This is a genomic window from Paracoccus sp. 08, from assembly GCF_024105395.1.
Classification (GTDB): Bacteria; Pseudomonadota; Alphaproteobacteria; order Rhodobacterales; family Rhodobacteraceae; genus Paracoccus; species Paracoccus marcusii.
Window position 1 is genome coordinate 25,414 of the sequence record NZ_WEKR01000021.1, and the last position, 11,167, is coordinate 36,580.

Annotated in this window: 12 protein-coding genes and 3 tRNA genes; 4 read left to right on the forward strand and 11 right to left on the reverse strand. The window is 68.1% G+C overall.

The window, feature by feature from the left end; genetic code table 11:
- Positions 1–5 precede the first annotated feature (5 nt).
- Together GBO37_RS09210 and GBO37_RS09215 are read right to left on the reverse strand one after the other, a co-directional pair.
- Positions 6–1,067 carry an NUDIX domain-containing protein gene (locus GBO37_RS09210; protein WP_252928562.1) on the reverse strand — a complete coding sequence of 354 codons (1,062 nt, stop codon included), beginning with the start codon at positions 1,065–1,067 and terminating at the stop codon, positions 6–8.
- Entirely contained in the window at positions 1,064–1,921 is an 858-nt protein-coding gene (locus tag GBO37_RS09215) for a hypothetical protein (protein ID WP_252928564.1), read from the reverse strand. The genes GBO37_RS09210 and GBO37_RS09215 overlap by 4 nt, the downstream gene beginning before the upstream one ends.
- A 108-nt stretch (positions 1,922–2,029) precedes the next feature.
- Here GBO37_RS09215 and GBO37_RS09220 point away from each other — a divergent pair.
- Positions 2,030–2,119 (forward strand) — tRNA-Ser (locus GBO37_RS09220).
- Positions 2,120–2,222: 103 nt separating this feature from the next.
- Here the strand turns inward: GBO37_RS09220 and GBO37_RS09225 are convergent.
- The 5 genes from GBO37_RS09225 to tig form a co-directional block, all read right to left on the reverse strand.
- Positions 2,223–2,297: transfer RNA gene (locus GBO37_RS09225), tRNA-Val, on the reverse strand.
- A gap of 49 nt (positions 2,298–2,346) precedes the next feature.
- Entirely contained in the window at positions 2,347–2,889 is a 543-nt protein-coding gene (locus GBO37_RS09230; protein WP_252928566.1) for a histidine phosphatase family protein, read from the reverse strand.
- Positions 2,890–2,907: 18 nt separating this feature from the next.
- A tRNA-Gly gene (locus GBO37_RS09235) sits at positions 2,908–2,981 on the reverse strand.
- A gap of 42 nt (positions 2,982–3,023) precedes the next feature.
- Entirely contained in the window at positions 3,024–3,443 is a 420-nt protein-coding gene (locus GBO37_RS09240; protein ID WP_045980796.1) for a DUF1489 family protein, read from the reverse strand.
- Between the two features lie 96 nt (positions 3,444–3,539).
- Entirely contained in the window at positions 3,540–4,874 is a 1,335-nt protein-coding gene (gene tig, locus GBO37_RS09245) for a trigger factor (RefSeq protein WP_252928600.1), read from the reverse strand.
- A gap of 156 nt (positions 4,875–5,030) precedes the next feature.
- Between tig and selD the strand changes: the two genes are divergently transcribed.
- Positions 5,031–6,092, forward strand: coding sequence for a selenide, water dikinase SelD (gene selD / locus GBO37_RS09250; protein WP_252928568.1), 1,062 nt, complete (start codon positions 5,031–5,033; stop codon positions 6,090–6,092).
- Here the strand turns inward: selD and GBO37_RS09255 are convergent.
- From GBO37_RS09255 to GBO37_RS09270, 4 genes are all read right to left on the reverse strand, one after another.
- Positions 6,089–6,586, reverse strand: a complete 498-nt coding sequence (locus GBO37_RS09255; RefSeq protein ID WP_245008314.1) for a phosphatase PAP2 family protein — start codon at positions 6,584–6,586, stop codon at positions 6,089–6,091. The genes selD and GBO37_RS09255 overlap by 4 nt on opposite strands.
- Positions 6,587–6,590: 4 nt before the next feature.
- Entirely contained in the window at positions 6,591–6,998 is a 408-nt protein-coding gene (locus GBO37_RS09260) for a c-type cytochrome (protein ID WP_045999176.1), read from the reverse strand.
- 64 nt (positions 6,999–7,062) lie between these two features.
- Positions 7,063–7,728 carry an ABC transporter ATP-binding protein gene (locus tag GBO37_RS09265; RefSeq protein WP_252928570.1) on the reverse strand — a complete coding sequence of 222 codons (666 nt, stop codon included), beginning with the start codon at positions 7,726–7,728 and terminating at the stop codon, positions 7,063–7,065.
- Positions 7,721–9,016 (reverse strand): lipoprotein-releasing ABC transporter permease subunit, encoded by a 1,296-nt coding sequence (locus tag GBO37_RS09270; RefSeq protein WP_252928572.1) that lies wholly within the window; start codon positions 9,014–9,016, stop codon positions 7,721–7,723. The genes GBO37_RS09265 and GBO37_RS09270 overlap by 8 nt, the downstream gene beginning before the upstream one ends.
- 135 nt (positions 9,017–9,151) lie before the next feature.
- Here GBO37_RS09270 and radA point away from each other — a divergent pair, with 135 nt between their 5' ends.
- Positions 9,152–10,516, forward strand: a complete 1,365-nt coding sequence (radA, locus tag GBO37_RS09275) for a DNA repair protein RadA (RefSeq protein ID WP_045999173.1) — start codon at positions 9,152–9,154, stop codon at positions 10,514–10,516.
- Positions 10,517–10,558: 42 nt separating this feature from the next.
- Entirely contained in the window at positions 10,559–11,152 is a 594-nt protein-coding gene (locus tag GBO37_RS09280; protein ID WP_127898539.1) for a CvpA family protein, read from the forward strand.
- Positions 11,153–11,167: the final 15 nt, after the last annotated feature.

An 11,167-nucleotide genomic window follows, 5' to 3' on the forward strand; every position in this document is an offset into this window, starting at 1 on the left:
GCCCCTCAGGCCTGCGCCCGCAGCCGGTCCCGCCGCGCGTCCAGCCACAGGGACAGGGTGGCCAGCGGCCCATTGGCGATCTGTCCCGCATCCACCAGCGCGGACAGCGTTTCGCGGTCCATCAGGTGGCCGCGAATATCCTCCGCCTCGGAATCCAGCCCGTGGACACCGGCGCAGCCGTCCGGCAAGTCCGCGATGCCGACATAGTGATACAGAAACTCGCACAGCGCGCCGGGGCTGGGATAGGCGTTGAAGGCCGGGATCAGCTGCGTGACCTGCAGCCCCGCTTCCTCCCGCGCCTCGCGCAGGATCGCGGCCTCGGGGGTCTCACCGGCGTCCACGCGGCCCGCGACCGGCTCCAGCAGCCATGGCTGCGGATCGCCGCGAAGGGCGGGGGCCATGCGGAACTGCTCGATCACCAGAACGCGGTCGCGGACCGGGTCCCAAGGCAGCATGACGGCAGCATCGCCCGACAGGAACGCCTCGCGGGTCATGGGGGCGGTCTCGCCGCCCTGATGCAGGGCATGGGTCAGCACCTGCCGCTCCACCCCGAAGAACCCCAGGAACGGCTGACTGCGCTGCTGAACGCGCAACGCATCGGCCGGACGCTGCGGGACGATTCCCTGCCCCGACGGCGCCGATGCGCGGGCGCGCAGCCGGCTGCCCGCCCAGATCCCCATCATCGGCAGCCGCCATGCCAGCAGGTCTGCCCCGGTCCCTTCGGGTGCCTGCAGGATCTGGACTGCGATTTCGGCGGCTATCGCGTCGCGGTCGACGATCGGCGCGTGATCCGCGGCGGGTCCGGGTCCGATGCCCATGACCTGCATCCCGCCCACCTCCTGCACCGTCAGGCCCATCACCGCGGCATAGCGATCCAGCTGCGGCGTCGGCTGTATGGCCAACCCCGGGACCGACCCCGGCGCAGGCAGCAGCGCGGGCCAGCCGTCAAACACGACCCCCGCCCGGTGGCCGCCGGTCAGGACACCCGGTACCTCGACGGGCGTTCCGTCAAGGCCCAGCACCGCGCGCAGCTGCGGCTGCGCCAATGCGCCGACGACGACGATCAAAGCTGCTGTCCCTGACCGCGAAGCGCCGCGGCCATGCCCATGTCATACGAGGTCTGTCCGAAAACCCGGTCGAACCCCGCAAACAGCAGCTGCGACAGCGCCTGCCCCTCGGCCGATGCGGCGTGCTGGGCATAATCCGCCAGTTCGGCGTCGCTCAGCGGGCCATAGGCCAGCATCAGGAAACCCTGCAGCCAGACCGTCGCCTCCGCCTCGATCTGGTCGCGCTGCGCCCAGGCATCGGCCATCAGCTGCTGCTGATCCGGGGCCATGTCGAACCCGCCTCCTTCGGCATAGCCGCGGGAAAAGGCGATGGCCGCGTTCAGGCCACCCGCGACATTGGGCGCGATCAGGTCCGCCCCGTTGATCAGCTGGACGATCTGTTCCGCACGCGGATCACCGTTGCGCAGGGCGCGGGCAAAGTCCGCCCGTGCCTGATCCTCGACCCCGTCCTCCAGCAGGGCGCGCCGCGCGGACCCCTCCAGGCGGATGACCCGCTGGCCTAGGCCGGACCCGTGAAAGGCCAGTGCGCGATCCACCAGCTGCGGGTCCATGCGCGCGGCGGCGTCGCGGACGCCCGCCCGGAACAGCGCCTCCATCCGCGGGGTGTCGTGGATTCGAGCGACGACACGGGCCCACGGCAGGCCGCCCCCGGCGATCAGCCCCTCGCCCTCCATCCGGGCGGCCTCGGTCACGGCCTCCTCCTGCAGGATCGGCATCAGTGCGGCCAGGTCCAGGGTGCGCCACATGCGGTCGGCCGCGTCCTGCTGCATCTGCACCAGATGGATGTCCGCAGGCGGCGGCACCGCCGGAGCGGGAGGTGCCAGAACGGCAAGCAATCCCAGAATGGTCAGCATGTCCCGCACCTTTCGCGAAAAATTTCGACGGTCGGGATTTTTTCGTCCAAACCCTCTTGCGCTTCAACCCCCACCCCTCTAATTCCGCGTCACCACACCAAGAAGCGCGGAGAGGTGCCGGAGTGGTCGAACGGGGCGGTCTCGAAAACCGTTGAGCCTGCAAGGGTTCCGTGGGTTCGAATCCCACCCTCTCCGCCATTTTCCATCAGTTCCGTTTCGATGGCCAATGTGGCATTTTTCAACAGAATAGTGCCAATGTCCCATTTTGGGGCCATGCTGTCGTGATGTCGGAAATGATGCATGGTGGCCCGTGAGAGATTCGAACTCCCGACCGGCCCGGTGTAAACGGGACGCTCTACCACTGAGCTAACGGGCCACGCTCGCCGCGCATAAAACCGATTTGGGTACCGCTTGGCAAGGGCGGATCAGACATCATCCGCGTGGCGCGTCACGGTTTCCGCACCGTTGCGGATCACGTGGATGCCGCCTTGGTGAATCACCCCCTGGGCCAGATGCGCGGAGGCTTGGCCCAAGGCAAGGCAGCGCAGCATGCGCAGGGTGATGCCATGGGTCACGACCAGCGTGGGGCCGGTCAGGTCCATCAGGAACGCGCGGCACCGTGCCTCCAGTGCGGCGAACCCTTCGCCGCCCGGGCAGCGGTCGTACCACGCCAAGTCGCCGCCGCGGAACAGGTCGGGATGGCGGCCGCGAAGATCACGCTCCAGGTGCCCCGCAAATTCACCCACGCAAATTTCGGACAGGCGCGCATCATGCCGGAACCTGTCGCCAAACACGATCCGCGCCGTCTGGTCGGCCCGTCCAAGCGGGCTGGAGACGCAAAAGCCATCGATCCCGCGCGTCAGGTGCGCCAGCCATCCGGCCTGACGTATCCCGCGGTCGGACAAGGGGGAATCGCCGCGGCCCTGCAGGCGGCCTTCGACGTTCCAGAGCGTCTCGCCATGGCGCATCAGATACAGGTCGGGAAGTGGAGCGGGTGAAGGGAATCGAACCCTCGTCGTAAGCTTGGGAAGCTTCTGCTCTACCATTGAGCTACACCCGCATCGTTCGTCCGGATAGCGGCTGGCCGCAGTCCCGTCAAGCCTCAGCGCAGGCCCATGTCAGCCAAGGCGGCAGCGATGGCGGGGGGCAAGGCCTCCTCCAGCGCGCGGCCTGCGGGCAGGTCCGGTGGCGCATCCGCAGCGGCCAGATAACGCCAGCCTTGGAACGGACGGCGCGGAACGGCCGCAACCCGAACTAGGTCGCGGTCCAGCACGATGCCGCAGCGCTGGATGCCGTCGGCACCCTCGACCCGTTCCAGGGTCAGGATGCGCTGGCGGGCCATCATGACGCCCTTGAAGACCCAGAAGATCGACCCGCCTTCCAGCAGCTCCGCCTCGCGCTTGGGCCACATGCGCGTTACGTGACGCGCCGGGCCGGACCCGAACCGGGTCTGCCACGCAGCCAGCTCATCGGGGCCTTCGGCACCCACGCACAGTTTCATCAGGTGAAGGCTTGTCGTCATGGCGATCACCTAGTCGCGCCCGACCCGTCCATCAAGCCCCGAACGCAAAACGGCCGCATCCGAAGATGCGGCCCCTGCGCGGTCAGTGGACCGAAATCACAGCTCGTCCAGCGCCTCGACGGCCTTTTCCAGCTCTGCCTTGGTCACGGTCTTCTCTTCGACCTTGGCCTTTTCGGCGATCAGGTCGACAACCTTGTCCTCGAAGATCGGCGCGCGCAGCTGCTGCTGGGCGGCCTGGTTCTGCTGGATGAACTCGAAGAACTGACGCTCCTGGCCCGGGTACTGACGGGCAGCGCGCAGCACGGCCTGGGTCATCTCCTGGTCGGTCACGGTGACCTCGGCCTTCTGGCCGATCTCGGCCAGCAGCAGGCCAAGACGCACGCGGCGCTCGGCCAGGGTCTTGTGCTCTTCGGTCGGCTCGATGGCATCGTGGTTGTGGCCCTGAACCTCGGGGTTCTCCTCGTGCCACAGCTGGTGCGCGATCTGGGCGGCCTCGGCCTCGACCAGCGACTTGGGCAGGTCGAACTTGACCGCCGCATCCAGCTGGTCCAGCAGCGAACGCTTCATGATGGCGCGGGCGGCGCCGGCATACTCGGCCTCCAGACGCTCGGTGATCTGCTTCTTCAGACCGTCCAGGTCGTCGGCGCCGAACTTCTTGGCCAGCTCGTCGTCGATCTCGGCCTCCTTCGGGGCCTTGACCGCCTTGACCGTGCATTCGAAGGTGGCGTCCTTGCCGGCCAGGTGCGGTGCGCCGTATTCCTCGGGGAACTTCACCTCGACCTTGACCTCGTCACCGGCCTTCACACCGACCAGCTGGTCCTCGAAGCCGGGGATGAAGCTGTTCGAACCCAGGACCAACGGATAGTCCTCGGCCGCGCCGCCCTCGAAGGCCTCGCCGACGACGAAACCCTTGAAGTCGATGGTGACCTGGTCACCGTCCTTGGCCTTGGAGCCTTTCTTGCGGTCCTCGAAGGACTGCGACGACTTGGCCAGGTTCTCCAGCGCCTCGGTGACTGCCGCGTCTTCGGCGGGCACGGTCAGCTTTTCCAGCGACAGCGCGGTCAGGTCGACCTCGGGGATCGCGGGCAGCGTCTCGTAGGTCACGTTGACCACGACGTCGTTGCCCTCTTTCCAGGTCTCGCCGTTCTCCATCTCGACCTTGGGCTGGGCGGCGGGGCGGTCGCCCGACTTCTCCAGGTGGTCCTTCAGCGCGCCGTCGATGGCGTCCTGCATGGCCTCGCCCAGGATGCGCGGGCCGAACTGCTTCTTCAGCATCGCCATGGGCACCTTGCCCTTGCGAAAGCCCTTCATCTCGACTTCCGGCTGAGCTTCTTTCAGCTTGGCGTCGACGGCTTTGGCCAGGTCTGCTGCGGGCAGCGTGAACTGATACCCGCGCTGAAGACCGTCGTTCTGCGTTTCCTTGACCTGCATCATCGTCCTCATAGAAAGAAGGGCCACCGATCCGGCGGCCTGAAAATTTGAGCCGTTCTAGTCGCCGTGCCGCTGGCCTGCAAGCAGATTGCGGTCACCGGGCGCTGGAACATCCCCGCCGCCGCGCTATGCTGCGTCCAACCGACAGGAGTCCCCATGACCGCCACCGACATGCAAGAACCGCGCCTGACATCCCTGGCCCATGGCGGCGGCTGCGGCTGCAAGATCGCGCCGGGCGTCCTGTCGAACCTGCTGCGGGGCAGCGCCGCCCTGCCCGTCCCGCCCGAACTGCTGGTGGGGATCGAGACGTCGGACGATGCGGCCGTCTACAAGCTGAACGACCGGCAGGCGCTGGTGGCGACGACCGACTTCTTCATGCCCGTGGTGGACGATCCGCATGATTTCGGTCGCATCGCGGCGACCAACGCGATCAGCGACGTCTATGCGATGGGCGCGACGCCCATCCTGGCGCTGGCGGTGGTGGGCATGCCGATCAACGCGATCTCTCATGCGACGATCGCGGCGATCCTGGATGGCGGCGCTTCGATCTGTCGCGAGGCGGGCATCCCCATCGCCGGCGGCCACACCATCGATTCGGTCGAGCCGATCTATGGCTTGGTGGCCTTGGGCCTGATCGACCCTGCCCTGCTGAAGCGCAATGCCGAGGCACAGCCGGGCGACCTGTTGGTGCTGGGCAAGCCCTTGGGCGTGGGCGTCATGTCGGCCGCGCTGAAGAAAGGCCAACTTGACGACGAAGGCTATGCCCGCATGATCGAGGTCACGACCAGGCTGAACCGCCCCGGCCCGGACCTTGCCGCCATCGAGGGCGTGCATGCGATGACCGATGTCACCGGCTTTGGTCTGGGCGGCCACGGGTTGGAGATGGCGCGCGGGTCGGGCTGCGATCTGATGATCGACTGGTCCGCCGTGCCGCGTCTGCCGGGCATCGATGCGCTGATCGCGGCGGGCCATGTCACGGGCGCCTCGGGCCGCAACTGGGCCAGCTACGGCGAGGGCGTGGCCCTGCCGCAGGGCTTCGGCGATGCCGAACGCGCGCTGCTGACCGATCCGCAGACCAGCGGCGGGCTGATGGTCGCCTGCGCGCCGGACGCGCTGGAGGCGGTGCAGGCGGCCTTTGCGCGCCACGGTTTCGCGGATGCCGCCGTCATCGGGGAGGTCGGCCCGCACAGCGACGCGCCGCGCGTCATTCTGCGCTAGAAGCGCAGGCCGAAGCTGATCGCGGCCCCTTCGGAGCCGATGCCAAAGCTGGCCGCGCCGAAGCTGATCCCGATCAGCGCACCGGCCAGCGCCTGATCGGCCGTATGTTCGCCGGCCTGCACACGGCTGAAAGCGGTCAGCCCCGCGGCGCCATAGGCGGCGGCGCCCAAAGCGGGATCGTCCTCCCAGCACTTGCCGGCCAGATCCGCGGCCCCGAAACCAGCGGCGGCGGAATGCCCCGACGGGAAACCCCGCCCCTCTCCGGTCGGACGGGTGCCCAGGGGCGATCCGTCGAATACCGCCTTGAGGCCCAGCACCACCGCCGCCTGCAGGGCACCGCGCACGGCGAAATCCTCCAGCCGATCCTGATCGGCCGCGCAGACGGCTGCCGCCAGCGGCAGCGCATATTTCATCGTGGTCCCGAACCGTTCCAGCCCGTCAGCACCCGCAGGCACGGCCAGCATGCAGGTCAGCCCGACAATTGCCGCGCGCATGGCTTTAGCGCTGCAGGGTCTGGAGGTAATCCGCCAGCGCGACCAACCGCGCGGGCGTGGCGACGCGCTGGCCCGAGCCGTCGTCATACATGACGACCGGCCCCTCGCGCAGGACCTCAAAGATCGGCATGTGCGATTCGCTGCGCCCCATCGTGTATCCGACCAGCTGGCCCATCACGCGGGTCTTGGGGAAGACGCCCCCATCCTGTGCGGCCAGCATGGTCAGGTCCGCGGGTGCGGGCACCATGCCCACGGCGGCGGGCCCGTTGCCCCGCCCGCCCGGCCCGTGACAGCTTGCGCAGTAATCCGCGTAATCGCGCGCCGCGCCCGTCGGTTGCGCCTCGGGCGCGCAGGCGGCGACCAGCCCCGCCAGCGCCAATCCCGCCGCCCCTGCCATCATCACTGCCCGCATCGTCCGTGCCCCCGTCGGTTGTCGTTTGGTCCAGCATGCMCCCGCGCGCGGGACGGTGCAACGATCAGGCGGCGGTTAGGCGCACCACGCGGTCCATCCGTGCCGCCAGGGCGTGATTGTGCGTGGCGATCAGCGCCGACAGGCCGGTATCGCGCACCAGCCCCATCAGCACGTCGAAGACCCTGTCCGACGTCTCGGGGTCCAGGTTGCCCGTGGGTTCGTCCGCCAGCAGCAACGCGGGCTGGTTCGCCAGCGCCCGGCAAAAGGCCACGCGCTGCTGCTCTCCGCCCGACATCTGGGCGGGGCGGTGATCCGCGCGATGGGCCAGGCCCACGCGCTTCAGCAGGTCGGCGGCCCGCGCCTGCGCGTCACGGGGGGCTGTGCCATTGGCAAGCTGCGGCAGGACGATGTTCTCGGCCGCGCTGAATTCGGGCAGCAGGTGGTGGAACTGATAGACAAAGCCCAGCTCCTGCCGCCGCGCCTCGGTCCGCGTGCGGTCCGGCAGGCCGGTCATGTCGCGGCCGGCCAACCACACCCGCCCCGTATCGGGCGTGTCCAGCAGCCCCGCGATGTGCAGCAACGTCGATTTTCCCGCCCCCGACGGGGCGACCAGCGCCACGACTTCTCCGCGCGCGACGGTCAGGTCCAGCCCGTCCAGCACCGTCACAGGCGCGGGACCGTCCTTGGCATATGTCTTGCCCACGCCCTCCAGCCGCAACACGTCACTCATAGCGCAGGGCCTCCACCGGATTCATGCGCGCGGCGCGGCGCGCGGGAAAGATCGTCACGACGAAGGACAGCGTCAGCGACAGCGCCACCGCGCGGAAGATGTCCCAGGCCCGCAGGTCGGCGGGCAGACGATAGATGCCGCGCACCTCGGGCTGCCACGCGCCGCCCCCGGTCAGCGCGTTCAGGGCCGCCATGATGTTGTCGACGTTCAGCGCCAGGGCCACGCCCAGGATCACCCCCGCGATCGTGCCGATGATCCCGGTGAAGGCACCGCACAGGAAGAAGACCCGCAGGATCGATCCTTCGGTCAGGCCCATCGTGCGCAGGATGCCAATGTCGCGGCCCTTGTTCTTGACCAGCATGATCAGCCCACTGGTGATGTTCATCGACGCGATCAGGACCAGCACCGACAGGATCACGAACATCACGTCGTCCTCCATGTCCAGTGCGGACAGGAACGACCCGGAACTGTCGCGCCAGGACCAGGTCTGAGCGCCCTCTCCGGCGGCGCGCATCAGGGGCAGCGTCCAGTCGTCCACGCGTTCGGGGTCGTCAACGAAGACCTCGATCTCGTCCGCGACACCCTCGCGGTTGAAATAGGACTGCGCCTCGGCAAGGGGCATGTAGACCCGCGTGCGGTCGATGTCATAACGCCCGGCGCTGAAAATATAGGTCACCTCATAAGCGTTCACCCGCGGGGTCGTGCCCATGGCGGTGCGCGCGCCCTCCGGCGCGATCAGGCGGATGCGGTCGCCCACCCTCACGCCCAGCTCGCGGGCGATGCCAGAGCCGATGGCGATGCCCTGGTCGAACCGCGCAAGGTCACCCTCGGACGTGGCGGGATCGACGATCCGGGGCATCGCCTCCAGGTCGGCCCGCGTGACGCCGAACACCTCGGCCACATTGGAGGAGTCGTTGGCGCTGGCCATCACCTGACCCTTGATGATCGCCGCGGTGCGGGTGACGCCCGGAACCTCGGCCAGCCGCGCGGCCATGGCCTCATAGTCGGCGATCCGACCGGGTACGACATAGACGTCGTCGGTGAACTCGTTGGTGATGGTCTGCGGCGCCATGTAGACGGTCGTGTGCGCGTTCGCGCCCAGGATCGTGTCCACGAACTCGGCCCGGAAACCCGCGCGGACGGCCAGCGTGGCGATCAGCGCCATGACGCCCAGGGCGACGCCGATTAGGCTGATCCAGGTCATGACGCTGACGCCGCCCTCGGCGCGCCGCGCCCGCAGGTACCGCCAGGCGATCATGAATTCGAAACGCGAAAAGCCTATCGCCATGGTCCAAGCCCCTGAATTTCCGCCCGGACCCTGCCCCCGCCGACCCCGAAATTCAACCCGACAAAGGCGTGAATGCCTTGCATTCGTGCTAATACCCACCTTGCGACGCCCGTCCCCCGGTGCGACATGAGGGGCATGGCAAAAGCGACAACAGCCTTCACCTGCACCGCCTGCGGCGCCGCCCACAAGAAATGGGCCGGGCGCTGCGACGCCTGCGGCGCCTGGAACACCATCATCGAGGAAGCGCCCCTGTCCCAGGGCCCCGGCCGGGGACTGGGCGCGGCCAAGGGTCGGGCCGTACCCCTGTCGGGCCTTTCGACCAGCGAACCGCCCCCGCCCCGCTTCCTGTCGGGCATCGACGAGCTGGACCGCGTGCTGGGCGGCGGCCTGGTTCCCGGCTCGGCACTGCTGGTCGGCGGCGATCCGGGCATCGGCAAGTCGACGATCCTGCTGCAGGCGGCCGCCGCGTTTTCGCGTGCGAACTATCAGGCGATCTATTTCTCGGGCGAGGAGGCCAGCGCACAGGTGCGGATGCGCGCCGTGCGCCTCGGGCTGGCCGAGGCCCCGATGCGCCTGGGGGCCGAGACGAATCTCAGGAACATCCTGACCACGCTGGACGCCGAACGCCCCGACGTGGCGGTGATCGATTCGATCCAGACCCTGTGGTCCGACACCGTCGAGGCCGCACCGGGCAGCGTGGCACAGGTCCGCGCCGCCGCCCACGAGCTTGTGACATTCGCCAAAAGCCGCGGTGTTGCGGTGATCCTGGTGGGGCATGTCACCAAGGACGGCCAGATCGCCGGCCCCCGCGTGGTCGAGCACATGGTCGATTGTGTCCTGTATTTCGAGGGCGAACGCGGACACCAGTTCCGCATCCTGCGCAGCGTCAAGAACCGCTTTGGCCCGTCCGGAGAGATCGGCGTGTTCGAGATGACCGGTAGCGGCCTGGCCGAGGTCACGAACCCGTCTGCGCTGTTCCTGTCGGAACGCGGCCAGCCCATTGCCGGAAGCGCGGTCTTTGCGGGCATCGAAGGCACCCGCCCCGTCCTGACAGAGGTTCAGGCGCTGGTGGCGCCATCGACGCTTGCCAGCCCCCGCCGGACCGTCGTGGGCCTGGACAGCGGCCGCGTCAGCACGATCCTGGCGGTCCTCGAGGCACGCTGCGGGATACCCTTCGCGGGGCTGGACGTGTTCCTGAACGTCGCGGGCGGCATGAAGGTCGCGGAACCCGCGGCAGACTTGGCCATCGCCGGCGCGCTTCTGTCGGCGCGCGAGGATAATGCCCTGCCCCCGGAGGCCGTGCTTTTCGGCGAAATCAGCCTGTCGGGGGCGCTGCGCCCCGTGTCGCAGACCGAAAACAGGTTGAAAGAGGCGCAGAAACTTGGTTTTTCACAGGCTATCCTGCCCGACGCCTCCAAGGTCGAGGGCCAGTCGGGAATGGCCCTTCGGCGCATCACCGATCTGACCGCATTTGTGGGCGAGGTCTTCGGCGCCGGCTGAACCGCCTGATACTGAACGACAACCGGCGCAAGGGGCGGTTTTATGGACGGATTTACGATCATTGATGCGGTGGTGGCGGCTGTCATCATCCTGTCGGCCATCCTGGCGTGGTCGCGCGGTTTCGTGCGCGAATCGCTGGCGATCCTGGGCTGGATCGGGGCAGCCGTGCTGGCCTTCCTGTTTGCACCCACGGTACGGCCGATGGTGGCGCAGCTGCCGGTGCTGGACCGCTTCATGGGCGACAGCTGCGAGCTGGCGACGATCGCGGGCTTTGCCGTCGTCTTCGCGCTGGCGCTGGTGATCTTCTCGATCATCACGCCGCTATTCTCCTCGGTCGTGCAACGCTCGGCCCTGGGTGGCGTGGACCAGGGGATGGGTTTCCTGTTCGGCGTGGCGCGCGGCATCCTGCTGGTCGCGATCGCCTTCATCGTCTATGACCGCGTGATGACCACGCAGGACGTCCCGATGGTCGAGAATTCGCGGTCTGCCCAGGTCTTCGAGCGCATGCGCGGCCAGATGGACGACCAGATCCCCACCGACGCGCCGGGCTGGATCGTGACCCGCTATGAACAGATGGTCATGGGCTGCACCGCCACCGGCACCCCCGTCACGACCGAAGCGCCCGCCGCGAACTGATCCGCCATGACAGGC

What these genes read in the sequence shown, in the direction of transcription:
- GBO37_RS09215 (WP_252928564.1), bottom strand. Translation starts at nt 1,921, where the DNA reads ATGCTGACCATTCTGGGATTGCTTGCCGTTCTGGCACCTCCCGCTCCG.
- GBO37_RS09230 (WP_252928566.1), bottom strand. Translation starts at nt 2,889, where the DNA reads ATGCGCCATGGCGAGACGCTCTGGAACGTCGAAGGCCGCCTGCAGGGC.
- GBO37_RS09240 (WP_045980796.1), bottom strand. Translation starts at nt 3,443, where the DNA reads ATGACGACAAGCCTTCACCTGATGAAACTGTGCGTGGGTGCCGAAGGC.
- tig (WP_252928600.1), bottom strand. Translation starts at nt 4,874, where the DNA reads ATGCAGGTCAAGGAAACGCAGAACGACGGTCTTCAGCGCGGGTATCAG.
- selD (WP_252928568.1), top strand. Translation starts at nt 5,031, where the DNA reads ATGACCGCCACCGACATGCAAGAACCGCGCCTGACATCCCTGGCCCAT.
- GBO37_RS09255 (WP_245008314.1), bottom strand. Translation starts at nt 6,586, where the DNA reads ATGCGCGCGGCAATTGTCGGGCTGACCTGCATGCTGGCCGTGCCTGCG.
- GBO37_RS09260 (WP_045999176.1), bottom strand. Translation starts at nt 6,998, where the DNA reads ATGCGGGCAGTGATGATGGCAGGGGCGGCGGGATTGGCGCTGGCGGGG.
- GBO37_RS09265 (WP_252928570.1), bottom strand. Translation starts at nt 7,728, where the DNA reads ATGAGTGACGTGTTGCGGCTGGAGGGCGTGGGCAAGACATATGCCAAG.
- GBO37_RS09270 (WP_252928572.1), bottom strand. Translation starts at nt 9,016, where the DNA reads ATGGCGATAGGCTTTTCGCGTTTCGAATTCATGATCGCCTGGCGGTAC.
- radA (WP_045999173.1), top strand. Translation starts at nt 9,152, where the DNA reads ATGGCAAAAGCGACAACAGCCTTCACCTGCACCGCCTGCGGCGCCGCC.
- GBO37_RS09280 (WP_127898539.1), top strand. Translation starts at nt 10,559, where the DNA reads ATGGACGGATTTACGATCATTGATGCGGTGGTGGCGGCTGTCATCATC.